Genomic DNA, 22544 nt, shown 5'->3' on the forward strand with positions numbered 1-22544 from the left:
GGCAAACAGTTTTTTCATGATGAACTCCTGTGATTAATAGAAAAATGGCATGACGTAGGGAAATCCGAGCGCGACCAGGACCAGCGCGGCCACGATCCAGAAAATGAGCTTGTAAGTAGCTCGCACTTGGGGAATCGCGCAGACCTCACCCGGTTTGCAGGCTTGCGCCGGGCGGTAGATGCGCCGCCAGGCGAAAAACAGCGCGACCAGCGCTGCGCCGATGAAGATCGGGCGATAGGGTTCCAGCACCGTCAGGTTGCCGATCCATGCCCCGCTGAACCCCAAGGCGATCAAAACCAGCGGCCCCAGGCAGCAGGCCGACGCAAGAATGGCGGCCAGCCCTCCAGTGAAGAGCGCCCCGCGCCCGTTTTGTGGTTCAGACATACGCGTGTCCTTTCAAATTTGGTTTGGATAGCTTAAGCTTACTTCCGTAGTTATGTACGGAGTCAAGCGATATGCAAAACAATTTTGAGAATCTGACCATCGGCGTTTTTGCCAAGACGGCCGGGGTCAATGTGGAGACCATCCGGTTCTACCAGCGCAAGGGCCTGCTGCCGGAGCCGGACAAGCCCTATGGCAGCATTCGTCGCTATGGCGAGGCGGATGTAACGCGGGTGCGCTTCGTGAAATCAGCCCAGCGGCTGGGTTTCAGCCTGGATGAAATCGCCGAGCTGCTGCGGCTGGAGGATGGCACCCATTGCGAGGAAGCCAGCGGCCTGGCCGAGCACAAGCTCAAGGACGTGCGCGAGAAGATGGCTGACCTGGCGCGCATGGAGGCCGTGTTGTCTGAACTGGTGTGCGCCTGTCATGCGCGGCAAGGGAACGTTTCCTGTCCGCTGATTGCGTCACTACAAGACGGAACGAAGTTCGCTGCGTCGGCGCGGGAGCCTCACGGGCTGACTACGCCTTAGCGTGCTTTATTTTCCGTTTTCTGAGACGACCCCCTTATGAAAAGAAAAAGAAAAATTTGACTCCTCGGGGATCCTCTCTCGGATGTAATTAATGTACTTAACTGGACCAGCGATGTAGTCGTGGGCTGGATCTAGTGCAGCCATCAAATTACCAGCAGTAGTTTTTACAGCAACTCCGTTTTACCTGCTACCGTAAACTCGCCACATTAAAGAGCACTCTTCGTCTGATTGCTGCCAACTGGTCACCCATGTTCTTGTACGAATATTTTCTAGACTTTCTCTAAGGGCAGTAACTTCGTCGATAGACCTCGAAAAACATTTGCTGTCATCTGAAAAATCAATATTCAGAGTAGCGGAATTGCTAAAGGGCATTCGGCCCTCAAAACCGTCTTCGAATTTGGAAAGATTTGTAAACTTAAGTTTCTGTCCGGCGATAAGGCTCAGAAATCCGTAGACATCCATATAACGCCACAGGGAGGTGCTGTCACTCCAGTCACCTTCATTTACACGCGTAATAGTGCCCAATCCATGCCTCACTTAAAATAGAACATTCCCGTAAACATAGCATGCAGAAGGAGCTATGATGCATGAACAAAAGGCGAGGGGGCTACTAATGGGAGCACCCTATACACCAGCGCGAACAAAACATCTTCATCCGTTAAAATGATGAGTTGAATGTTGCAATGACCTGCTCTCTAAACTGACCAGCCCATTCCAACCGAGTACGGGAATACCTCACTGGTTCAGAATCGGAAATCTCTGGTTGAAGCGTTAGGTGCAAGTCATTATTGCAGCGAATTTCCGAATAGTCGTCGAGCTTTGTTGAAGCATCAAAAGTCCTGCCGATCCTTTGTTCTGCGGCTACACGTGGACGGTAACTATCAAATTGAACAACACGAGACTCCGGGATTTCATGGTGAAGATCATTTGCAAACTCGACTAGAGTTGGCTCAGCAAAAACAAACATCCAACCATCTTTATCGACATCATTGGTCATACGCAATATTCGACCCAAAACCTGTCGAAAATGCATTTCTGTTTTGACGATACTGAGGTGGCAACACACTTGTAATCTTGGAATATCAGTACCCTCGCTAATCATTCCAACGCTGACAATCCACTGTTCATTAGAGTGCCTAAATGTATCAATCGTTTTTGAGGCATCGTGATCTCTGTAGGTCACAACTTTCACGGACTGCGCGAACGTATTTGAAAGCTCAGCGGCAATGACATGTGCGTGTTCAACGGATCGAGCCACAACAAGACCAGCCGCATTGGGGTTTTTCAGGCGAATTTCTTTTAGCTTTTGACACCCACGATTCAGCATGAAATGAACAGCCTGGGAATTTTGAATGAGTTGATCATAAGAAATGCCGTTCGAGCTCAGTAGCTCGGCAAAGGAGTCGAACAACTGGATTCCATTTTGTTGGTTCGTCAAACGGATACGATCATGGTCAATGAGGACCAGCTTTGGATTTCTGCAAACTCCATCGTGGATTGCGTCGGCCAAACCATACTCATAATCACATCGAACCTTGCCTTCTGGATCAGTGTATTTGGCAAGTACAATAGGAAAATTGTCGCTTCGCCAAGGCGTGCCGCTAAGTGCGATACTAAAGGTGGCTCTATTTTGAATCCGGAGCAAAACCTGTTCCCCCCAAGAATTCGAGTTTGAAAGATCACTGCCAGCACAATGATGAACCTCATCCAAGACCACCAAAACACGATGGGAATCGAATATCTGCCAAAAATCTGCTTGAATGAACAACAAACTTTGGTAGGTGTAAGCGCCACCTATTGCACCAATTTGACCATCAAATCGACATCCAAGCACTTTGGTGAAGGTGTTTGAGGTGTTTTGTACAACCTCAATTGATGGCGCAAAGGCCAATACAAAATCAACCTGATTTGCCTGTAGCAGACTTTTAGCCAGTTCTGCGGATAGCCGGGTTTTACCCGACCCAGGCGTTGCCAAGCACATGAAATGTGACTGAGTTTTAAACCAGTTCAAAGCACGCGTAAGACAGTTGGATTGCCATCGACGCAGCTTCATAAAACGGGATCTTTCAGCATGCCAGCAAGCACGCTTTCAATGGCGCGAATCTTGCCGAGTATTTTTGAACTGACATCCCTGGACTTAAGGTAATGAGGCTCGAGCTTGGCTTTAAGCTGCGGATAGGTTTGGTGCAAGCGCAGATACTCCTCGGATTCACCGATCGAAGATAGCAAATCCACCTGATAAGTTTTTACCAATTGATCCAATTCATCTCGAATGCAAGGATCGTTAACCGGCAAAATGAGGGCCCCATGCTCGACTTGCTTGGGCTGCTTGGGCTGCTTGGGGCCCCGATCAACTGTCACTCTTTGCTGAAACACTGAGGCTACAAAAAGAGGGGTTTTCTTATAGCGAGCAAATTCAGAAATATCTTTGCTTTTTTCAAGCAAACCTGCGGTTAGAAGCCTTAGAACCACCCGATACGCACGTTTGTGATAGTCGCGCAAATTCATATCTGTTTCATGTTTATATTCACGAATGATCGCATCTCTCAATTCCATGACCGTAAAATTGTTCAAATTCCCCTCGATCAAAACTGAGTAAAACTCGGGTGAAAGACTTCTAGTCATGATGCTCCATCAGTGTCATTTTCCCCCTTGCAAATAAGAACTGCGAAAAAGGGTTTTTGAAAAAGAACGGATTATAATCCGTGGCTATTAAAGCCGCAAATTTGGATAGTCATTGCCTCTAGAGAGGCGACTATGCAAGACGTGGTAAAAATATTCGGCAACAAAGTACGAGCAGCACGAAAACTAAGGGGACTTTCTCAAGATGAATTGGCGCTGAGAGCAGAAATTGATCGCAGCTACATGGGAAGGATTGAAAGGGGAGAGGTGCGTATCACCCTTGAAAAAGCCTACAAACTCGCAGCCACCCTCGGATGCGACATCAAAGAGTTGTTGCCATAATCGTCAATTTGACCAACCAACGCGGTGAGCCGTTGAAGTGTCGGCATGACGCTGATCATCGTCGGTATGTAAATAGATAGAGGTTGTGCTGATCGACGCATGGCCCAGATTGTCCCGAATCACTCTCAAATCAACGCCTGAATTTGCCATGTGAGAGCCAGCGGTATGGCGAAGCCAATGGGCTGAAGCCGATTCAAGCTGCGATGCACGACGTAAAGCGTGCATATCTCCTTGCATGCGCAATTTGGCCGCCACATGTGCAAACAAATCGGTCACAGTCCCATGTATGGAAGATCTACCAACCCTAACGCGAAAATTACGGGCTGAACCAAACAGCGGAACTTGCTCCCCTACACTTGGAAAACCAGGCACCTGAATATAGGATCGGTACAGCAACAACTCATCAAGAAACTCTCCGGAAATAGGAATTTGTCTCTCTTTATTGCCTTTACCGACAACCCTTAGCCACCACAATTCTTTGCCATCTGAGGCTCTTCGGCAATAAAAATCACCCATTGCCCCCTGTGAAACCTCGGAAATGCGCAAACCACCTAGGTAAAACAGTGAAAACAACCACCTCAAGCGATGGTACTTGGACAAATCAGTCGATCTCAATTCGAGGATAAAAGCCTTCACCTCAAGCCACAGAGTGGGATCAAGGTAGCGAGTAATAATTTTAGGCGCACCCGATGATCTGCGCTTGCCCAAAGCAAGCGGATTACCCACCAAATACCCGGACTCAACCAACCAACTAAACATCGAACTAAGGATAACCAAGGTCTGCCTTTGACTACTTGTTGACAAAGGCCCTGCAAAGGGACGCCAACGTTGATCGTTGCGCCCGAATCGACGTCCTGGGGAAGACACCCAAAAGTCCGCAGGCTGCGGATCTAACAAGAATTGCCTATAGAGCTGCAGATCTTCATACACGAGTGAGGAAAGTGGTTTTGACAGCTGCAAAACAGACCACAACAGCAACCGCTCGGCCTCTTTGCGGTAACTATCAAATGTACTTTTAGAGGCCTGAAACTGCATGAGCCACGCAGAAATGGCATCGACATCTCTGTTGGCCGCAATTTGCCGGGAACCAGAGGCACGATTTACTCCAGTAGAACCATCAAAAGCACTGATTTGGAATGCTGGATTCTTAGAAAAAGCACTGGGAATGAGCTCAAAACTCAAAACAACCTCGGGTGAACAAGTACATTGACATTATAAGTGTAATGTCAAAAATAATCAATAAATTAGTAATTAGATTACGTATTATGTAATAATATATGACTCTTAGCCAATCTCTGTACAAGCAAATGAACGATGTAAACTCTGATGATGAAATCCGTCAGCTAATCCTTGAATTGATGAACCAAGGCTTGTCCACACTGGAAATTTACAAGAAAACGTGTGCAATCCTTTTTTATCAACATGGAATAATGCCGACACCAACCAGACTCTATGCGTTGGTTAGGAAAGGGAGCATGTCAACGCCAGGTAAAGCAATACAGGAATTTTTAGCACAGCAAAAAGAGAAGGGCAGAATAGAACTGGAGATTCCAGAAATGCCAGAATCGCTGAAAACGACGTTCACAGAAGCGCTAAAGGAGACTTGGCGAATCGCCTCTCAAATTAGCTCCGCAACGGCTCGTGAACAAAATGAACAGCACCAAAGGGAATTAAATCGTTTCACTCAGCAGATCGAACAACTGGACAACAAAAATCAAGGTTTGGAGTCTCGCATCGATGAAATGGCGCAAATCCTCGCTGAGAAAGACATTCATGTATCGGAGATGCAAAAGGAGATTGGTGAGGGTAAAACCAAACTTTCGCTGGAATCGAACCGACTCGCAATCGCCACAGATCAGTGTGAGGAGTTGAAAAAACAACTAGATAAAGCCAGACACGACTTTATTGCTGAAAGCCACAGAATGTCACAGGAGCACGAACAGGGATTGGCCAGATTGAAAGACCACGAAAACCGGGCATTAATGGAGATTGAAAGAGAACGACAAGCAGCAAATAAAGCAATCAAGGATGCCACGAACGCCCTGAAACTCCGAGAGGATGAATTAAGACAACGGGACGACAAACTCCTTGAACTCGCATCGGAGCTTGAAGAATCTAGACGAGATTTAAGCGCAGCAAAGACAAAACTTGAAATGACCACCGCAAATCTTCAAACGATCCGCATCAGCTATGAAGAACAAACCAGGATAAACGGCCAGCTTAAAGCTCAACTAGAACAACTCAGTGCAAAACAGAACATCACACATCCAAAAAATAGCCGCAGGAAAACCATGAAGCAGATTCATGATTGATTTCTGAAGTTTGCATAGATTTGGCGGTTGGAGTAGTGTGGAATGTTGCCTAGAAGTAATGCTTCTTTACAAAATTAAGCGAAAAGTACATCACTTTACAAATTTAGGCAAAAAATCGTTACAACTTTAATAGAACAGTCGGCTTTGCTTCTGTGGGAGAACTTGCAAAAATATAATAGTTTACATAATACAAATTATGCGACAAATAGATTAAACATAAAAAGGGTTACCCAGAGTGACCCCCACCAATACTGGCGATGCTCTCCAGTCAGTAATCGCCGAAAAAGTACATAGGTTGGTTCACTTTTATCTGAGGCTATTCTTATGTACAAATTCATGTTCTTCGCTTTTGTGGTTTGCGCCGTGTATCCCGACTGGCCCATCGAAGCTGTTGCTGCTGGCCAGGACATTATCCAGGGCTTTCAATCCAAAGTAATTGTGGTTGGCCAAAACATGTAAACCCCCAAATTGAGGTTGATTTGGGCCTTTGTTGCGGGTCTTCATCAAACCTCAGTGTTCGTATGATGTGAAGGTAAATCGACCCCTACGGTATGGAACCTTCATGTCAGCAACAGCCCAAAACGATCTCAAAGGCCGCAATGCCAGAATGATGGCCGCCCCTACAACCGCTGTAGAGCGCCTGCTGGACCCCCGAATTCCAATTGTGACCAAAACAGATTTGAAAGGTCGCATTACCTACGCCAACCCTGCCTTTGTCGAAATTTCCGGTTTTACACTTGAAGAGCTGCTGGGTCAGCCTCACAACGTGGTTCGCCACCCCGACATGCCTCGCGACGCATTCAAAGACCTTTGGGACACAGCCCGCCGGGATGAACCATGGAAAGGTCTGGTGAAGAACCGCTGCAAGGACGGTGGCTACTATTGGGTTGATGCTTACGTCACGCCGCTGACGCAAAACGGGGAAAAAATTGGTTACATGTCGGTGCGCTCCAAGCCCAGCGACACCCAAAAAAGGGAAGCCGAGGCCTTGTACAAGGCAATCAACGCCGGCAGCGCCAGCTTTCCATTCACAAAGCCTGCAAAAGGGCGCCCATTCATTGTTGATTTGGCAATCGTCGGTTTTTTGCCAGTAATCATCGCCCTGCTTTCCATGCTCAACATCCCTGCCCTCAGCTATGGCAGCGCCGCAGCATCATTTGTAGCCGCAGCCCTCGGGCTGATGTGGTTGAAAGGCCGTGTTGAACACACCAACAACTCGATGCTGCACGCCATGCGCGCCTTGGCAGAAGGCAATTTCAAGCATGAAATTCCAGAGTCCAGCACACGCGAATTCAACAAGGTGCACACCGCTTTCAAGAGCATGCAAGTGAACCTGCGCGCCATTATTGCAGACGTCATTTCAAGTTCATCGGAAGTAAAAAACAATGCGGAGCACCTCAGCCAGTTGGCCATTAATTTGATGAACCGCTCGAGACAGCAGTCCGACGGCATCAACGGTGTTGCTTCGGCGCTGGAGGAACTCTCGGTGTCTGTTTCGGAAATTTCTGAAGCCACGGGCAAGAGTTCGGCGCATGCCAAAAACGCCATGGATGTAGTGGACACAGGCGCACAGAGCATGGACAAGTCCACCCAAGCTACTCAGAAAGTGGCACAGGTAGTGCAGGATGCAAAACAGAACATTGAAGAATTGAACCGCGCTGTGGTGAAGATCAGCAACGTGACCCGCACCATTACCGAGATTGCCGAGAAAACCAACCTGCTGGCACTGAATGCTGCCATTGAGGCGGCCAGAGCGGGTGAATCAGGCCGCGGATTCGCTGTGGTGGCCGACGAAGTGCGCAAACTTGCTGAAATGACTCGACAATCGACCACGGAAATTTCTGCCACAGTGCAAGAAGTTCAAAGCGGCACGAACAAGGGCCTTGAAACCATGGGCCGGGCTGTCGAGGAGGTCAATATTGGCACCACCCTGATTCTGGAAGCGGGCGAAAGCCTGCAAGCCATCAAGGTGGCCAGTCGTGGTGTTGCCCAATCAGCCAAGGATATTTCAGCCATGCTGGAACAGCAGTCACAGGCCTCGCTTGAAGTGGCCAACAGCATGGAGCGCATGAGTGCCCTGACCGAGAGCAACGTGGCTGCGATTAACGATTTGGACAGCGCCGCAAAACAGCTGGCCTCAACTTCGGGCGACTTGCGCACCTTGGTTAAACATTTTGAGGCAAGCCTTTAGGCACTTTCCAACCGTCCACTTTCACCCGTCAATCAGGCGAATGCATTAGTTCGTCTTGTTAGGCTTCAAGGGCGCTGTTCTCAGCGCCCTTTCTTTTTTCATGATTTCGAAAGCCAATTCTTTTCGATTCGCTTTCATGGCATAACCTGCCGCGTTATAACCAGCCTGGTTTTTCAAGGCTGGGTTGGCTCCCAACTTCAGGAGCATTCGAGCGGCAGCCTCCCTGCCCTCGCGTGCAGCCATCATCAAAGGCGTGGTGTCATTCGGGGACAGCACATCAATTTTCACCCCCGACTTTGCCAACAATTCAATGGACTCAAGCGAGCCCGACGCTGCCGCATTGTGCAACGCCGTCCACTGACCATCACCGCCCTGCTTCGCGCCTTTTTCCAGCAAAGCAGCAACCCACTCGGGCTTGTTCAGTGTACAAGCCACCATCAGTGGGGTTTCGCCGCGGCGATCGACTTGGTCTGGATTCAATTTACGGGAAGACAACAGAACGCGCACTGCATTGGGCGAGTCTTGCATCATGCCGAAGACGATGGCGGGAAAGCCTTGTTCGTTCACTGTGTTGGGGTCCATGCCCCTAAGCAACAACGATTTCAAACGGTATTCATCGTCAAACTTGATTGCCACGAAAAAGTCTTCGAAAGCACCTGCCAGGGAAACAGCTGGCATGGCCAACAAAAGCAGGCTGCTTACAAACACACGCCGCTTCAAACCGCGGCCACTCCGGTTTGTGCGAAACCAAACAAACGATCAAAGTTGGCCGATGTTTGAATGCCAATTTCTTCCACCCCAACACCCTTTTCTTGCGCAATCACTTTGGCCACATGCGGCACAAAGCTTGGCTCATTGGTTTTGCCACGGTGCGGAACGGGTGCAAGGTAAGGCGAATCGGTTTCGATCAGGATTCGATCCATGGGTGCAAACTTGGCCACCTCGCGAAGGTCGGCTGCATTCTTGAAACTGACAATGCCCGAAAATGACAAATACATGCCCAAATCTAACGCTTTACGCGCGAAATCGAGGGATTCGGTGAAGCAGTGAATAATGCCACCACAACCTTGTACATTTTCGTCAGCAAGAATTTTCAAGGTGTCATCACCTGCGGCGCGCGTATGCACGATCACGGGCTTTTTACACACATTGGCTGCACGCAAGTGCACCCTGAAACGTTCACGTTGCCAGTGCAAATCGCCTTTCAGGCGAAAGTAATCCAGACCTGTTTCGCCAATGCCAATTACCTTGGGGTGATCAGCCAGTTCCAGCAGTTTTTCAACAGTGGGTTCGGTTATGTCTTCGTAATCAGGATGCACGCCTGCGGTGGCCCACAATTGCTCGTGGTTTTCGGCCAGCGCCAGCACATTGGGGAAATCTTCAAGTTGAACAGAAATGCACAGGGCGCGGCTCACCTGCGCTGCCTGCATTCGACTCAGAATGTCTGGGAGCTGCTCGACCAGACCGGGAAAATCAAGATGACAATGTGAATCAGTAAACACTACAAGGTTGCTGTTTTTTTCATGGAATTTTGCATTTTACCAATCATTTGCTCAATTGCCACCCGCACGCCTTCCCCACTGTCGTCTTTCGGGAACTGCACACCAATGCCCTGCGCTTTGTCACCACGCGCATTTGCACCGCAAATCCACACCACTTTGCCATTGATGGGAAACTTTTTGGCTTCCTCACCCACAGTCAGCAACACGAAAACCGGATCGCCCAAATTGTATTCCTTGTCACTTTCCACGAACACACCACCGCCTTTGATGAAAGGCATGTACAGGTTGGCTGCCGTATTTTTGTCACCCAAGGTCAAAGAAAGCATCCATGGGCGGCTGGCTTCCTTGTTGCTGCGCGGGTTATTCATCAAGTTACTGGTCATGGCGTGCGCTGTCCGGAAAGGGAATTCTTCAATGAATTACTTCGTTAAATTTTGCCACTGTTGCCCCACATACTCTAGCGCCAAACGGGGGTTAATAGGGTGATTTGCCAAGCGAAATTCTTTCTGTAAATTTTGATAAAGCTGGCTGAAACGCTCAATGCCAATCGATTTCACCCACATGAGTTTGGGTGACAACCAGGGAAAATTGGTGGCTTTCAAGCCATGGGCTTGTGCAACACAGTCACTACATAAGCGCATGGCCAGCTCAAGCACCGTGGGCAAACCCACTTTTTCAAGCCCGGCTGGCGGGTTGGCGTGCTGGTCAGGGTTGGCAAGCCACTCCAGAAACTTCTTGCGCAAATCAAGTTGGTCTGCTGCTGTTTGTGCCAGGCTGAGTGCCTCAAAAGGATCGTTCATGGCTACACCCAAAGCCACATCTGGCTGCTGCACACCTTGCGTTTCCAGCCAGGCCAGGCATTCAGAAATAGCGGGCATGGGCATGGTTAATTCCTGGCAACGCGAACGAATGGTGGGCAGCAATTTGTCTACACGACTGCCCACCAGCACAAACCGAAGACCATTGGCTGGCTCCTCCAGCGTTTTTAGCAGCGCATTGGCCGTGTTGGCGTTCATGTTGTCAAATGGATAAACCACCACGTAACGGGAAGCGCCACGGCTGGATGCGGTGTTGAAATAGTTTTGCAGGTCCCGCACGTCATCAATTCGAATGTCCTGACTGGGTTTAACACCCGTTTTTACTTCCACATTGAAACCCAGTTCAAGCGCAACGGCTTGTGGCATCAAGTAGCGCAAATCCGGGTGATTGCCCGCCACACGCATGTGGCACCCTGGACATTGCAGGCAAGGCTTGTTGCCAGCTGGGGTCTCGCAAAGCAATTCGGCCAGGTGCTGGCCCACCAACTCGTAAAGCCCTTTGGGCTGGTGACCATGCACCAAAATCGGCGCCGTGGTGGCTTGCATCAAACTGCCCAACTGCGCCTGGGCACGCAACAACCAGCTAGCGGTACTCATGCCAAACCCAGGTTTAAATGGGTCCGCATGAACTTGTCGAGTTCAGCCAACACGGTTTCACCCACTTCCGCTTCAGGAGGCTGGGCGTCGATCAGCCGAATTCGGCGTGGGTTCAACTGCGAGCGTTTGATAAAACCCGCGCGCACTGCTTCAAAATAACTCGTCGGTTTTTCTTCAAATTTGTCGCTAGCGCCCGCCCTGCCCTGAATGCGGCTTTGCGATACGGCAATGGGTAAATCAAACAGAAAGGTCAATGTGGGCTCGAACCCCTGCAAGGCCCACTTGCTCAATTGTTGGCAGTCTTCCCAACTGGCACCGCCCGCCCCGGCCTGGTAAGCGAAACTACTGTCTTCAAACCGGTCAGTAATAACCCACACACCGCGATCCAGGGCAGGCTGAATGGTTTCAACCATGTGTTGTCGGCGTGCGGCGTACATCAGCAGCAACTCGGTGTTCACGTCCATGTCATGGTGCAACACCAGTTCCCGAATGGCCTCACCCACGGGTGTTCCACCAGGCTCACGGGTTTGCAGGCATTCAAAACCCAATTCTTCAAGGCGTGCTTTGACCCGCGCAATGTGCGATGACTTACCCGCGCCGTCCACGCCTTCAAAACTGATCAGGTAACCTTGCTTTTGCTTTTTCATGACGCAGTCATCGCCCAAGTTGGTATTTGCGCACAGCGTTGTTGTGCTCATTCAGATTCTTGCTGAAATAACTGCCGCCGTCACCCTTGGCTACAAAATAAAAGTAAGGCGTTTTGTCAGGGTTTACCGCTGCATACAAAGCAGCTTTGCCGGGGTTGGAAATAGGTGTTGGAGGCAAACCTGCCCGGGTGTAACTGTTGTAAGGCGTATCAGTTTGAAGGTGTTTTCGAGTCAAATTGCCATCAAAAACCTCGCCAACACCGTAGATTACCGTGGGGTCGGTTTGCAGCAACATGCCCACGCGCAAACGGTTTACAAACACGCTGGCGACTTTGCCACGGTCGCTGGCCAAGCCTGTCTCTTTCTCGACTATCGAGGCCATTTTCAAAGCATCGTAAGGCGTTTTCAAAGGTGTTTGGGGATCGCGTTGCGCCCAGGCCTGTTCAAGCTCTACTTGCTGCAGGCGCACTGCCCTGTTCAATAGCTCAGACAACTTTGAGCCAGGTGAATACTTGTAGGTATCCGGGTAAATCCAGCCCTCCAGGCTTGCCCCTTCCAGGCCTAATTTTGTAGCAATTGCTCGGTGATCCATGCCAGGCAAATCATCAATCAAATCGGGCTGTGCGCGTAACTTTGCCAACAAGGCACGCGCGGTTTGCCCTTCCACCAGGGCCACACTGCTTAGCACCCCCTGCCCTTTGCTCAGGTAATCCACCAAACCCAAGGTACTGATTCCCTCGGGAAGGTCATATCGACCGGCTTTCAGGTGGCCGGCATTACCAGTTAACCGTGCAGCCAACACAAAAAAATCAGGGCTGACATCCAAACCCTGCTGGTTCAGTTCATTGGCGATGGCGCGCGCACCCAAACCTGAACTCACATGCGCATCCACACGGGGCTGGCTGCGATCGATTGGCATGTTCAACACAAAGTAAATACCCACAATAATTGCAGACACCGCGACAACACTGGCAATCAGAATTCGTTTGAACCAACGCCAACCAGACGCAGTTTTTTTCATTGCATTCTTTGTTTTTTTAGCTTTGCGCACGACTTTGCTTCACCTTGGGTTGTTGGAAGGCGAGACCTTACCAGAAGCCACTACAATGTGGAGATTGCCATTCATGATAGCGGGAAAGTTTTTCCATGGCTTATCGGCACTGTTTGTTTTGTTTGTTACTAAGGATTTGAGCATGTCTGCACAGTTTTTATCGCGTTGGGGTGTCATTGGCGTGGACGGAGACGACGCAGTGACCTTTCTTCAATCACAACTCAGCAACGACGTGGCTGGCATGGCTGAAGGTCAACTGCGCATGGCAGGCCTGTGCACCGCAAAAGGCCGCTTGTTGGGTAGCTTTTTCGTATTGCGCCAGAGCAAGCAGGTGTTTTTGGTGTGCCGCAAAGAAACCGTAGCAGCCTTGGCTAAGCGCCTGAGTATGTTTGTGTTGCGCAGCAAATGCAAAGTACGAGACTGCACAGCCGATTATCAACTTGCTTTCTTGCCTGATTCGGGGCTTACCTCGCCCATGCGGGTTCAGTGGGATGAACAGGGCAACGCCACCGCCAGCCTGCGCGTATTGAACAGCACAATGCCAGGTTTTCAGCTTGTAACTGGCAACGGACAAACCGAACAATCCAGCGCCGATGATCAATTCGAGTTTGCATTGCAGCAACTAGGCATTGCTTATGTGTCACAACCCACTGTTGAAATGTTTATTCCACAAGCCATTAATTTCGACTTGGTGGGTGGTGTCAGTTTTAGCAAGGGTTGCTACCCCGGCCAGGAAATTGTGGCCAGAAGCCACTACCTTGGCAAGGTAAAGCGGCGCGTGTTTCAAGCCACAGCAACAGGCTCTTCAACCATTACCGCTGGCCAAGACGTTTGGCTTGCAGGAAAGGAAAACGAGCCGGCAGGTGCCGTAGCCACTGCGGTGAACTTCAATGGTCAGCAGTATTTGCTGGTTGAACTGCCAGTCGACGATGCCGAGCAAAGCGGTGCCACTTTCACCGTAAAAAACGACGCAGGCGCCATTGCGTTGAACGTTCAGCCACCTCCCTACGATGTACATCAAAAAGGCAGCGTATTTGAATGACGCGCCAGCTTTTCATTTACTACCGCATACCCAAAGCCGACATTGCCTTGGGTTTGCAATGCGCCAGGCACATGGCAGCTTGTTTAAAAGAACAGGGCTTGGGCCACAGCCAGCTGTTTCAACGTGAAGAAGCGGGCAAACCCTACTTCACTTTGATGGAAGTGATTCACCCTGCGCATGAACACTCCTCTTGTCACGCAGCATTCATCGAGACACTGGAGCAGCTTGCCAAATCTTGTTTTGCTGGTTTGCCAAGTTTGCCCAGCCGCCATATCGAATTGTTCAGTGAGGTTGATAGCGGGGTCAAAGAGTAATGTGCCTGGCCGTGCTCGCAATTCACGCACACCCTGACTATCCCTTTATTTGCCTGGCCAACCGGGATGAATTTCACAATCGCCCCACTGCCCCATTGCAAGTTTGGCCAACCTCGTATGGTTCGCTTTGGGCCGGGAAAGACCTGCAATCTGGTGGCACCTGGCTTGGAATTGGCAGCCATGGTGAGTTTGCAATGCTAACCAATGTCAGAAACAGCACATTGAATATGCCCGGTACGGCTCCTTCGCGCGGTCAGTTGGTACTCGATGCAATTCAAACCGGGACTGCACCCGATGAAGCAAACTCACTTCAGTTTGCAGGTTTTAATTTGATTCACGGCAGTCTGCAAACCCTGAACCTTCGCTGCACCAGCAACCAGGGCGTCAAACTCAACAATGGGCTCGATTTCACCACGGCATTGCAATCGGGCTTGCACAGCCTGTCCAATGGCTACCTGAATGCGCCCTGGCCAAAATCACGTCTGTTGAAAACAGGACTGCAACAAGAAATTGAGGCGAATGTCTCAAATCACACTTCACTGGCTGCTTTTGAACAAACCTTGTTGGGTTTGCTCGCCAACACCGAGCTTGCTGAGGATGCTGAGTTGCCCAGCACGGGTGTGCCTTATGAGTGGGAAAAAATGTTGTCGGCGGTGAAAATTGTATCGCCTTTGTACGGCACTCGCTCAAGCGCGGTAATTCTGCTGGACCGCAGCAACACCATTCACTTCACCGAAATTACACTCGACCAGGCCGGAAATGAAATTGGGCGACAAAGGTTTGAAATACCCCTGTCGCCCAAGCTTTAGTCGAAGTTGTTTTTAGACTTCGTAATCCATGCACTGCCGTGCCGTGCGCACTTCACCAATAAAGCTTTTAATGGCTTCATGCGTGGGATGCACCGCGTAGGCATCCAGCGCGGCCTTGTTCTCGAAGGTCGAGTACAACACCACGTCGTACGTGCACTCAAGGCTGGTACCGCCCAAGCCCACTTCAAAGTCCACAATGCCGGGTACGATGTTGGCGCAAGCCATCAGCTTTTCCTTCACCAGCTCCATGTTGCGGGCCTTGGTGTTGCCAAGGGCTTCGTCTTTCAACTGCCAGAATACGATGTGCTTAATCATTGAACTTCTCTAGATTTGGTTGGGTAATCTCAGTTTGGTAACTGATAGTCTTTGAATTGCTCGCGCAATTTCAGTTTCTGGATTTTACCAGTCGCTGTGTGCGGCAATTCATCAACAAACGCCACATCGTTGGGCAAACAGTACTTCGCCACCTTACCTTCATAAAAGTTCAGCAGTTCTTCCTTGCTGACTTCTACGCCTGGCTTGCGCACCACAACCAGCAAGGGCCGTTCATCCCATTTCGGGTGGTAAACAGAAATCACCGCCGCCTCATGCACCGCAGGGTGCGCCATGGCCACGTTTTCAAGGTCAATCGAGCTAATCCATTCACCGCCAGACTTGATCACGTCTTTGCTTCGATCAGTGATCTGCATAAAGCCTTCGCGATTGATCTTCGACACATCGCCTGTGGCAAACCACTTCTTGCCATCCTTGTCGGTTGTGAATGCCTTTGCACCTTCTCCGCCGTAGTAGCTGTCAATCACCCAATGCCCGCGAACCAGCAAATCACCGAAAGCCTCGCCGTCCCATGGCAATTCCTCGCCATCGTCGCTGACAATTTTCATGTCCACCCCGAAAATTGCAGTGCCCTGCTTTTGCATGATGTTTTGCTTTTCTTCCAGAGACAACTCCATGTGCTGTGCTTTCAAACGGCATACCGTGCCCAAGGGCGAAAGTTCAGTCATGCCCCAGGCATGAATAACCTCAACTCCCAAACTGTTCAGTGTTTTAATCATCGCTGCCGGCGCTGCAGAGCCGCCAATCACGGTGCGATTGAAGTGATTAAACTTCAAGCCATTTTGTTGCACATGGTTCAACAAACCCAGCCACACGGTGGGCACGCCAGCCGAGAAATTCACCTTCTCGCTTTCCAGCAATTCGTAAATGGAAGCACCGTCCAAAGCCCCGCCGGGCATGACCATTTTTGCGCCAGTCATTAGCGCAATGTAAGGAATGCCCCAGGCGTTGACGTGGAACATGGGCACCACAGGCAAAATCGTATCGCGGCTGCTCAAGCCCAAGGCATCGGGTGTGCAGGCCGCCATGGCATGCAATACCGTTGAACGGTGTGAATACAAGGCACCTTTGGGGTTACCTGTGGTGCCCGATGTGTAACACAAACCCGAGGCTGCATTTTCATCCAGTTGCGGCCACACATAGTGGTCGGAAGCGTCTTTGATCAAGGCTTCGTAGTTCAGGCAGCCAGCCACTGCCGGCTCAGCTGGCATGGCAGTTTCATCGCACATTTGTACCCAGCGCTTCACTGTGGGGCATGCGGGTGCAATGGCCTTGATCAATGGTGCGAATGTGCTGTCGAAGAACACCATGGTGTCTTTCGCGTGATTGATGATGTAAACCAATTGCTCTGGGAACAGTCGGGGGTTCAGGGTGTGTACCACCGCGCCCATGCCTGACACCGCATAGTAAATTTCAACATGGCGATAGCCGTTCCAGGCCAATGTAGCAATATTTTCGCCTTGTTGAACGCCAAGGTTCGTCAAGGTATTGGCCAGTTTCTTGGTGCGTTTGGCCACTTCCCCATAAGTAGTTCGATGAATATCGCCTTCTGTGCGGCGTGACACAACTTCAACATGTGGGTGGTGCCGCTCTGCGTGTTCCATCACCGATGAAATCAACAGGGGCATGTTCATCATCAAACCTTGCATTTGCGCTCTCTCCTCCGGGTATTACATTAGTTCTGGTGCCATCCCCGACTACAATGGTGGGGTTGTTTAACGAAACTATACTTCAGGACCGCCCTTTGTTTCATAATCACGATTCTATTTTGGTTCAAGAATACGCAAGTTTGGGTGCGCCTTATCTTGCTGAGGTACCCACCACACCCCTTCGCACCGAAGCTGGCCTGGTTCACCTTAACACCGCCTTGGCCACCGAAGTGGGCTTGAATGCTCAAGAATTGAGCAGCACACATGGCATTGATATTCTCTCTGGCAACTCGCCATTTCCCGGTTACCAAAGCAGAGCTAGCGTATATTGCGGCCACCAGTTCGGGCAATTTGTACCCCAGTTGGGCGACGGCCGCGCCCTTCTGATTGCAGAGGTTCGCAAGGGCAAGCAATACCGCCAGCTACAACTCAAAGGTGCAGGCCCCACCCCCTACTCCCGCCACGCCGATGGCCGCGCGGTGTTGCGTTCGTCTATTCGGGAATATCTTGCCTCAGAAGCCATGCATGCACTTGGCATACCCACCACCCGCGCACTTAGCCTGACGGCGAGTGCCGACCCTGTGTTTCGCGAAACCACGGAAACCGCCGCCATTGTGTGTCGTGTCAGCGAAAGCTTCATGCGCTTTGGCCATGTGGAATTTTTTTGCTACACCAATCAGCTCCAGGCGTTGCGAAACTTGCTGACCTGGCACGTTGAGCAACATCATCCCGACATTGAACTGGGCGAGTCCGATGACAGTTTCCATGCCGGTTTGCTTCAGTGGCTTGGTGTAGTAGTGGCACGCACAGCGCGCATGGTGGCCCAGTGGCAAGCCGTGGGGTTTTGTCATGGCGTGATGAACACCGACAACATGAGCCTTCTGGGTTTAACCATTGATTATGGCCCCTATGGCTTCATCGATGGTTTCGACATTGACCACATCTGCAACCATTCCGACCACCAGGGCCGCTACAGCTATCGCAACCAACCTAGAATCGCTCACTGGAACTTGTATGCATTGGCCCAAGCATTAAGCCCGCTAATCCCCGACAGCAAAGAAACGCTGCAAAATCTGCTGGATGGCTTTGCGGATGTATTTCACGCCGAGCACAGCGCTTTATTCTCGCGCAAACTGGGTCTACCCAACGAGCGAGGCCATAACGTAGACAGCCTGATTGAAAACACCCTGAAATTCATGCACGAATATTCACTCGATTTCACGCGGTTTTTCAGATCAATTTCAACACTGAACCCAAGTGCCACGGACGAGGAAAACTTCGCCAGTTGGCAGCAAAGCACCTTTTTCCCGTTGGCTTTGGGCGACGAGGCACAGGTGGACAACGCAAAACTGTGGCTCAAACAATGGCGAGAAGTCGCCAAGCAGCAAACTTTGCCTATTGAAGCGTGGCGACACCAGCTCGACCACACTAACCCTGCATTCGTGCTGCGAAACCACCTGCTGCAAAACGCCATTGAGCAAGCGCAAAAAGGTGATTTTGCCGAGGTGAACCGATTGTTCACGGCGTTGTCTGACCCTTACGATGCAGCACAAATGCCGGATGAGTACACGGCACAGCCACCCGACTGGGCAAAATCGCTGGTACTGAGCTGTTCTTCATGAATGAGAGAGACAAGATCATGGTTGAAAAAGTAATAAAAACAGAGGCCCAATGGCGCGAAGAACTCACACCCACCAGCTTTGAAGTCACCCGAAGAAAAGGCACAGAACGTGCATTTACCGGGCAATATTGGGATCACCATGAACCCGGTATTTATCGTTGCATTTGCTGCGGCACCCCATTGTTTGCATCAGACACCAAGTTCGACTCGGGCTGCGGCTGGCCCAGCTACTTCGCACCGTTGAACCCTGACAACATAGAAGAACACACAGACCGCAGCTACGGCATGATTCGAACCGAAGTGACCTGTAAGATATGCGATTCGCATTTGGGCCATGTGTTCGAAGACGGCCCCGCACCCACAGGCCTGCGCTACTGCATCAACTCGGTCAGCTTGGCGTTTGAACCCTTTGCCTCTGACTCATCGGCTTAACTACACTACAACTACAACATGAAACTGCTCCTCGATTTTCTACCGATTGTTCTGTTCTTTGTCAGCTTTAAATGGGCTGGCAGCAACCCTGAACAGGCGCAATCCATGCTTGAACCCATATTGGGCAGCATTTCCAATGCGGAAGTGCAAACTGCGCAATTGCCAATTTTGCTGGCCACGGTAGTCGCCATTCTGGCCACGGTGCTGCAAATCGTTTACCAAAAAGCCACCGGTAAAAAAGTGGAAAACATGCAATGGATCGGCCTGATCCTGATCGCTGTGTTTGGTGGCGCCACACTGGTTTTGCAAAACGAAACCTTCATCAAATGGAAGCCAACTGTGCTCTACCTCGCCATGGCAGCAGGCTTCCTGATCGCCTACGCCTTCAAGCGCAATCCTATTGAATTGATGATGAAAGGCCAGGTTGATCTTCCCGCCCCGGTCTGGGTCAATTTATTGTGGGCTTGGGTAGGCTTTTTTGTGGTGATGGCCGTTTTGAATATTGTGGTTGCCTACTCGTTCTCAACCGATGTGTGGGTAGACTTCAAATTGTTCGGCTCCTTGGGGGCCACTCTGATATTCGTGTTCGGGCAAGGTTTTTACATGTCCAAACACATGAAGCAAACCAATGAACAAAGCAGCGAGGCCAAGTAAAGCATGGTCACCAGTGAAGACATCAAACAGCGTCTTGAAACCGCACTCAATGCCAAAGTCGAAGTGGTTGATGAATCACATTTGCATGCAGGCCATGAAGGTGCAAAGTCTGGCGGGCGGCACTACCGGGTCAAACTGAAGTCTGCACGCTTCAATGGGCTAAGAACATTAGCGCGCCATCGTCTCGTGTATGATGCTTTGGCAGAATGGATGAAAAAAGAAATCCATGCTTTGGCTATAGATTCCACTGAGGACTCCACTGAAGGCTCCACAGGGAACTGAACAGAAGACGCGCACCGGGATTCGAGCCAAGCCCATTGTTTTAACTCTCTGAGACACAAGGTTATTTTGTTATGTTGAAAACCACCCTGAAAGCAACTTGCCTGGCAGCCGTATTGGTTCTTGGCAACCCCGTTTACGCCCAAAATGCCGCCGTGGTCAATGGCCAGTCCATCCCCAGCGCTTTGGTTGATTTCATCATGGCCGAGCAGGAAAAGCGCGGCCAGGCAGCCTCTCCGGAAATGCGCGCTACCATTCGTCAAGAACTGATTAATCAGGAAGTGATGAAGCAGGAAGCCGTTAAAAAAGGTTTGGGAAGCAGCCCAGAAGTGAAGTACCAGGTGCAAATGATGAACCAGGCCATTTTGGCCAATGCCCTGCGTGAGGACTTTTACAAAAACACCAAGCTGACCGACAAGGAAGTTGAGACAGCTTACGCAGAAATCGCCAAAATGATGGGTGGCAGCGAATTCCGAGCCAGCCACATTCTGGTTGAGCAGGAGGCTGAGGCCAAAGCCATTATCGATCAGTTGGGCAAAGGCGGAAAGTTTGCAGACATCGCAAAAGCCAAGTCTAAAGATCCTGGCTCAGCGCCCAATGGTGGTGACCTGGACTGGGCCAACCCCAACAGCTTTGTACCCGAGTTTTCTCAAGCCATGGTAAGCCTGAAGAAAGGCGAATACACCAAGACTCCCGTGAAAAGCCAGTTTGGTTACCACGTTATTCTGTTGGCCGACACCCGCCAGGCCACACCACCCAAGCTTGAAGAAATTCGCCCACAACTTGAACAGAAAATGATCAATGACAAGTGGGAAGAGTATCAAGGCAAGCTGTTGTCCGGGGCAAAAGTAAAGTAAGCAGTAAACCCCAAAAAAAAGGCCGCCAGTTAATTTGCTGGCGGCTTTTTTATTTTTACCGAATTCACTCGTGCATCAGTGGTTCAATCTGCAGTTATTCATGCATTGGTAATCCTGTCGATTGCCGCCTGATACATATAACTTTGACGCAGGCTTTCCCAATTCAGCGATTGCCCTGACAGCAAGCGACTCAATCGGCGATTTCGCACTTCCATGTGTTCATGAACTTCAGGTACCGGGTTGTTGACCAAAGTGTCAATGTCGTCAAAGTTGTTGCAAGCAAGTACTGCATCGCAACCCGCCTGCAAAGCGGCGCTGGCTCGGGCACGTATGTCCCCAACACCGTGTGCACCCACCATGTCCAGGTCGTCGCTGATCACTGCACCGTCAAAACTGAATTTCACCCTCAATACCTCTTGAATCCAGAAGCTGGAAAAACACGCCGGCATTGGGTCCACCTCGGAATACACCACATGCGCCGGCATGATACTGGCCATATTCAAGGTCGAATTCAATTGATACGGCAGCGCATCCACCTTCAAAATTTCATTCAATGAGCGATTGTCGTGAGGCAAAGCCAAATGGCTGTCCAAGCTCACCCAACCATGCCCCGGAAAGTGTTTTCCGCAGGCTTGCATGCCTGCAAGGGCCATGCCATTCATCAAGGCCGAGGACAGGCGGGAGACCATTCGGGCGTCCTTGCCAAACGAGCGGTCACCGATAATTTCACTATTGCCCCAATCCAGGTCCAGTACTGGCGCAAAACTCATGTCTATGCCACAGGCACGCAATTCGGCAGCCATGACAAATCCGGCTTCACGGGCCAAAAGCACTGCGTCGTCAAAATCAGTTTCGGCGCGTTGTCCAATTTGGCGCATCGAGGGAATTGCGGTAAAACCATCCCGAAAACGCTGCACGCGACCACCTTCATGATCCACAAAAACGGGCTTGTTCAAACCCCCATTTAAACGGATAGACTCCACCAAATCAATCAGTTGCGCCTTGCTTTCAAAGTTTCGTGTGAAAAGAATAAGTCCGCCAACGGCCGGGTTTTGAATGCGTGCAATGTCCTCCTTGGACAAAGTCAAACCCGTCAAACCAATGATGAATGGACCTAACATATTGAATGAATTCCTTAATGTAATTTATTGTTTTGAATACAAAATAACCGTTGACATCACGTAATTCTGTTCATCACTGATGGAAATTTTTGCCTGAGCCCTGCGGGACTGTAACCAATTCTCGAGGCGTTCGGAATAGACCAAAACGGGTGCCCCGGAATCGCTGTTCAACACCGACAAATCCTGAAACGAGAATTGGGCACCCACTCCTGTGCCCATGGCCTTTGAAAAGGCCTCCTTGGCGCAATAGCGTGTTGCAACAAACAGTGTGCCCCGAATGGCCGATTTGTCAGACCGGCGCTCGTATTCATCAATCTCGCCGGGTGTCAGCACGCGCTTGATAAACACATCCCTGCCTTTGCGCAGCAAACCCTCGAGACGACCCACCTCGAGAATGTCACAACCCAAACCTAGAATGTCGTCTATCATGGGGCAATTAA

At 50.3% G+C, this 22544-nt stretch carries 27 protein-coding genes; 13 read left to right on the forward strand and 14 right to left on the reverse strand.

The genetic code is table 11. The features are described 5' to 3' along the window. Positions 1–33: 33 nt before the first annotated feature. Positions 34–384, reverse strand: coding sequence for a mercuric ion transporter MerT (merT, locus tag B4C79_RS11750; RefSeq protein ID WP_169631846.1), 351 nt, complete (start codon positions 382–384; stop codon positions 34–36). 71 nt (positions 385–455) lie between these two features. Here merT and merR point away from each other — a divergent pair, with 71 nt between their 5' ends. After that, the gene (gene merR, locus B4C79_RS11755; protein ID WP_291762633.1) at positions 456–911 is read left to right on the forward strand and encodes an Hg(II)-responsive transcriptional regulator; all 456 of its coding nucleotides are present in this window, start codon (positions 456–458) and stop codon (positions 909–911) included. A gap of 658 nt (positions 912–1569) precedes the next feature. Here the strand turns inward: merR and B4C79_RS11760 are convergent. Both B4C79_RS11760 and B4C79_RS11765 read right to left on the reverse strand, forming a co-directional pair. Further along, the gene (locus tag B4C79_RS11760) at positions 1570–2964 is read right to left on the reverse strand and encodes a DEAD/DEAH box helicase (protein ID WP_291752010.1); all 1395 of its coding nucleotides are present in this window, start codon (positions 2962–2964) and stop codon (positions 1570–1572) included. Beyond that, positions 2961–3536, reverse strand: coding sequence for a hypothetical protein (locus B4C79_RS11765; protein WP_291752012.1), 576 nt, complete (start codon positions 3534–3536; stop codon positions 2961–2963). The genes B4C79_RS11760 and B4C79_RS11765 overlap by 4 nt, the downstream gene beginning before the upstream one ends. A gap of 132 nt (positions 3537–3668) precedes the next feature. Here B4C79_RS11765 and B4C79_RS11770 point away from each other — a divergent pair, with 132 nt between their 5' ends. Further along, positions 3669–3875 carry a helix-turn-helix domain-containing protein gene (locus B4C79_RS11770; RefSeq protein ID WP_138515507.1) on the forward strand — a complete coding sequence of 69 codons (207 nt, stop codon included), beginning with the start codon at positions 3669–3671 and terminating at the stop codon, positions 3873–3875. A gap of 3 nt (positions 3876–3878) precedes the next feature. Here the strand turns inward: B4C79_RS11770 and B4C79_RS11775 are convergent, their stop codons facing one another. Then, positions 3879–5057 carry a tyrosine-type recombinase/integrase gene (locus B4C79_RS11775; RefSeq protein ID WP_291743508.1) on the reverse strand — a complete coding sequence of 393 codons (1179 nt, stop codon included), beginning with the start codon at positions 5055–5057 and terminating at the stop codon, positions 3879–3881. 125 nt (positions 5058–5182) lie between these two features. On the opposite strand from B4C79_RS11775, the gene B4C79_RS11780 reads away from it, so the two are divergent. The 3 genes from B4C79_RS11780 (at position 5183) to B4C79_RS11790 (ending at position 8378) form a co-directional block, all read left to right on the forward strand. Next, positions 5183–6187, forward strand: a complete 1005-nt coding sequence (locus B4C79_RS11780; RefSeq protein ID WP_291743506.1) for a DNA-binding protein — start codon at positions 5183–5185, stop codon at positions 6185–6187. Between the two features lie 324 nt (positions 6188–6511). Next, entirely contained in the window at positions 6512–6646 is a 135-nt protein-coding gene (locus B4C79_RS11785; protein ID WP_008249188.1) for a hypothetical protein, read from the forward strand. A gap of 103 nt (positions 6647–6749) precedes the next feature. Beyond that, positions 6750–8378, forward strand: a complete 1629-nt coding sequence (locus B4C79_RS11790; protein WP_291743501.1) for a methyl-accepting chemotaxis protein — start codon at positions 6750–6752, stop codon at positions 8376–8378. Positions 8379–8423: 45 nt separating this feature from the next. Here the strand turns inward: B4C79_RS11790 and B4C79_RS11795 are convergent, their stop codons facing one another. The 6 genes from B4C79_RS11795 to mltG are packed head-to-tail and all read right to left on the reverse strand — an operon-like array spanning position 8424 to position 12963. Beyond that, positions 8424–9098: an ankyrin repeat domain-containing protein gene (locus B4C79_RS11795; RefSeq protein WP_291743499.1), complete on the reverse strand. Its 675-nt coding sequence runs from the start codon at positions 9096–9098 to the stop codon at positions 8424–8426. Then, a complete protein-coding gene (locus B4C79_RS11800) occupies positions 9095–9880 on the reverse strand; it encodes a TatD family hydrolase (protein WP_291743496.1) in 786 nt (261 codons plus the stop codon). Before B4C79_RS11800 ends, B4C79_RS11795 begins: the two co-directional genes overlap by 4 nt. Beyond that, positions 9880–10263: a PilZ domain-containing protein gene (locus tag B4C79_RS11805; RefSeq protein WP_105029056.1), complete on the reverse strand. Its 384-nt coding sequence runs from the start codon at positions 10261–10263 to the stop codon at positions 9880–9882. The genes B4C79_RS11800 and B4C79_RS11805 overlap by 1 nt, the downstream gene beginning before the upstream one ends. Positions 10264–10299: 36 nt before the next feature. Beyond that, entirely contained in the window at positions 10300–11295 is a 996-nt protein-coding gene (locus B4C79_RS11810) for a hypothetical protein (RefSeq protein WP_291752016.1), read from the reverse strand. Beyond that, a complete protein-coding gene (gene tmk, locus B4C79_RS11815) occupies positions 11292–11993 on the reverse strand; it encodes a dTMP kinase (protein WP_291752019.1) in 702 nt (233 codons plus the stop codon). The genes B4C79_RS11810 and tmk overlap by 4 nt, the downstream gene beginning before the upstream one ends. Continuing rightward, complete coding sequence (gene mltG, locus B4C79_RS11820; protein ID WP_291762636.1) at positions 11950–12963, reverse strand: endolytic transglycosylase MltG; 1014 nt, start codon at positions 12961–12963, stop codon at positions 11950–11952. The genes tmk and mltG overlap by 44 nt, the downstream gene beginning before the upstream one ends. Positions 12964–13135: 172 nt before the next feature. Between mltG and B4C79_RS11825 the strand changes: the two genes are divergently transcribed. From B4C79_RS11825 to B4C79_RS11835, 3 genes are read left to right on the forward strand one after another with little or no spacing between them, the layout of a single operon-like run. After that, positions 13136–14035, forward strand: a complete 900-nt coding sequence (locus B4C79_RS11825; protein ID WP_291742266.1) for a YgfZ/GcvT domain-containing protein — start codon at positions 13136–13138, stop codon at positions 14033–14035. Beyond that, positions 14032–14349 (forward strand): DUF4936 family protein, encoded by a 318-nt coding sequence (locus B4C79_RS11830; RefSeq protein WP_291742263.1) that lies wholly within the window; start codon positions 14032–14034, stop codon positions 14347–14349. The genes B4C79_RS11825 and B4C79_RS11830 overlap by 4 nt, the downstream gene beginning before the upstream one ends. 11 nt (positions 14350–14360) lie before the next feature. Further along, entirely contained in the window at positions 14361–15158 is a 798-nt protein-coding gene (locus B4C79_RS11835) for an NRDE family protein (protein ID WP_291752022.1), read from the forward strand. A gap of 12 nt (positions 15159–15170) precedes the next feature. Here B4C79_RS11835 and B4C79_RS11840 read toward each other — a convergent pair whose 3' ends face one another. Both B4C79_RS11840 and B4C79_RS11845 read right to left on the reverse strand, forming a co-directional pair. Next, on the reverse strand, positions 15171–15473 hold the full coding sequence (locus B4C79_RS11840) for a Dabb family protein (protein ID WP_105029050.1): 303 nt from the start codon (positions 15471–15473) through the stop codon (positions 15171–15173). 29 nt (positions 15474–15502) lie between these two features. After that, positions 15503–17140, reverse strand: coding sequence for a 3-(methylthio)propionyl-CoA ligase (locus tag B4C79_RS11845; protein WP_291739369.1), 1638 nt, complete (start codon positions 17138–17140; stop codon positions 15503–15505). Between the two features lie 95 nt (positions 17141–17235). Between B4C79_RS11845 and B4C79_RS11850 the strand changes: the two genes are divergently transcribed. From B4C79_RS11850 to B4C79_RS11870, 5 genes are all read left to right on the forward strand, one after another. After that, the gene (locus B4C79_RS11850; protein ID WP_291739368.1) at positions 17236–18762 is read left to right on the forward strand and encodes a protein adenylyltransferase SelO; all 1527 of its coding nucleotides are present in this window, start codon (positions 17236–17238) and stop codon (positions 18760–18762) included. 17 nt (positions 18763–18779) lie between these two features. Then, complete coding sequence (gene msrB, locus B4C79_RS11855) at positions 18780–19193, forward strand: peptide-methionine (R)-S-oxide reductase MsrB (RefSeq protein ID WP_291739371.1); 414 nt, start codon at positions 18780–18782, stop codon at positions 19191–19193. Positions 19194–19211: 18 nt separating this feature from the next. Next, positions 19212–19847, forward strand: a complete 636-nt coding sequence (locus B4C79_RS11860) for a septation protein A (RefSeq protein WP_105029048.1) — start codon at positions 19212–19214, stop codon at positions 19845–19847. A gap of 3 nt (positions 19848–19850) precedes the next feature. Then, positions 19851–20129, forward strand: a complete 279-nt coding sequence (locus B4C79_RS11865; RefSeq protein WP_105029047.1) for a BolA family protein — start codon at positions 19851–19853, stop codon at positions 20127–20129. Between the two features lie 71 nt (positions 20130–20200). Next, positions 20201–20983, forward strand: coding sequence for a peptidylprolyl isomerase (locus B4C79_RS11870; RefSeq protein ID WP_105029046.1), 783 nt, complete (start codon positions 20201–20203; stop codon positions 20981–20983). Between the two features lie 98 nt (positions 20984–21081). Here B4C79_RS11870 and nagZ read toward each other — a convergent pair whose 3' ends face one another. Further along, positions 21082–22104 (reverse strand): beta-N-acetylhexosaminidase, encoded by a 1023-nt coding sequence (gene nagZ / locus B4C79_RS11875; RefSeq protein WP_275271547.1) that lies wholly within the window; start codon positions 22102–22104, stop codon positions 21082–21084. A 24-nt stretch (positions 22105–22128) separates the two neighbouring features. Beyond that, the gene (gene acpS / locus B4C79_RS11880; RefSeq protein WP_171098976.1) at positions 22129–22533 is read right to left on the reverse strand and encodes a holo-ACP synthase; all 405 of its coding nucleotides are present in this window, start codon (positions 22531–22533) and stop codon (positions 22129–22131) included. Between the last annotated feature and the right edge of the window lie 11 nt (positions 22534–22544).

It is taken from the genome of Limnobacter sp. UBA7229, assembly GCF_002473065.1.
GTDB classification, from domain to species: Bacteria; Pseudomonadota; Gammaproteobacteria; order Burkholderiales; family Burkholderiaceae_B; genus Limnobacter; species Limnobacter profundi.

Excerpts from the sequence above, each read along its gene's own strand:
- B4C79_RS11860 (WP_105029048.1), top strand. The coding sequence starts at position 19,212 with ATGAAACTGCTCCTCGATTTTCTACCGATTGTTCTGTTCTTTGTCAGC.
- B4C79_RS11865 (WP_105029047.1), top strand. The coding sequence starts at position 19,851 with ATGGTCACCAGTGAAGACATCAAACAGCGTCTTGAAACCGCACTCAAT.
- B4C79_RS11840 (WP_105029050.1), bottom strand. The coding sequence starts at position 15,473 with ATGATTAAGCACATCGTATTCTGGCAGTTGAAAGACGAAGCCCTTGGC.
- B4C79_RS11825 (WP_291742266.1), top strand. The coding sequence starts at position 13,136 with ATGTCTGCACAGTTTTTATCGCGTTGGGGTGTCATTGGCGTGGACGGA.
- merT (WP_169631846.1), bottom strand. The coding sequence starts at position 384 with ATGTCTGAACCACAAAACGGGCGCGGGGCGCTCTTCACTGGAGGGCTG.
- nagZ (WP_275271547.1), bottom strand. The coding sequence starts at position 22,104 with ATGTTAGGTCCATTCATCATTGGTTTGACGGGTTTGACTTTGTCCAAG.
- B4C79_RS11790 (WP_291743501.1), top strand. The coding sequence starts at position 6,750 with ATGTCAGCAACAGCCCAAAACGATCTCAAAGGCCGCAATGCCAGAATG.
- mltG (WP_291762636.1), bottom strand. The coding sequence starts at position 12,963 with ATGAAAAAAACTGCGTCTGGTTGGCGTTGGTTCAAACGAATTCTGATT.
- B4C79_RS11770 (WP_138515507.1), top strand. The coding sequence starts at position 3,669 with ATGCAAGACGTGGTAAAAATATTCGGCAACAAAGTACGAGCAGCACGA.
- B4C79_RS11760 (WP_291752010.1), bottom strand. The coding sequence starts at position 2,964 with ATGAAGCTGCGTCGATGGCAATCCAACTGTCTTACGCGTGCTTTGAAC.
- B4C79_RS11870 (WP_105029046.1), top strand. The coding sequence starts at position 20,201 with ATGTTGAAAACCACCCTGAAAGCAACTTGCCTGGCAGCCGTATTGGTT.
- acpS (WP_171098976.1), bottom strand. The coding sequence starts at position 22,533 with ATGATAGACGACATTCTAGGTTTGGGTTGTGACATTCTCGAGGTGGGT.
- tmk (WP_291752019.1), bottom strand. The coding sequence starts at position 11,993 with ATGAGCACAACAACGCTGTGCGCAAATACCAACTTGGGCGATGACTGC.
- B4C79_RS11765 (WP_291752012.1), bottom strand. The coding sequence starts at position 3,536 with ATGACTAGAAGTCTTTCACCCGAGTTTTACTCAGTTTTGATCGAGGGG.
- B4C79_RS11805 (WP_105029056.1), bottom strand. The coding sequence starts at position 10,263 with ATGACCAGTAACTTGATGAATAACCCGCGCAGCAACAAGGAAGCCAGC.
- B4C79_RS11780 (WP_291743506.1), top strand. The coding sequence starts at position 5,183 with ATGAACGATGTAAACTCTGATGATGAAATCCGTCAGCTAATCCTTGAA.
- B4C79_RS11830 (WP_291742263.1), top strand. The coding sequence starts at position 14,032 with ATGACGCGCCAGCTTTTCATTTACTACCGCATACCCAAAGCCGACATT.
- B4C79_RS11845 (WP_291739369.1), bottom strand. The coding sequence starts at position 17,140 with ATGCAAGGTTTGATGATGAACATGCCCCTGTTGATTTCATCGGTGATG.
- B4C79_RS11810 (WP_291752016.1), bottom strand. The coding sequence starts at position 11,295 with ATGAGTACCGCTAGCTGGTTGTTGCGTGCCCAGGCGCAGTTGGGCAGT.
- msrB (WP_291739371.1), top strand. The coding sequence starts at position 18,780 with ATGGTTGAAAAAGTAATAAAAACAGAGGCCCAATGGCGCGAAGAACTC.
- B4C79_RS11785 (WP_008249188.1), top strand. The coding sequence starts at position 6,512 with ATGTACAAATTCATGTTCTTCGCTTTTGTGGTTTGCGCCGTGTATCCC.
- merR (WP_291762633.1), top strand. The coding sequence starts at position 456 with ATGCAAAACAATTTTGAGAATCTGACCATCGGCGTTTTTGCCAAGACG.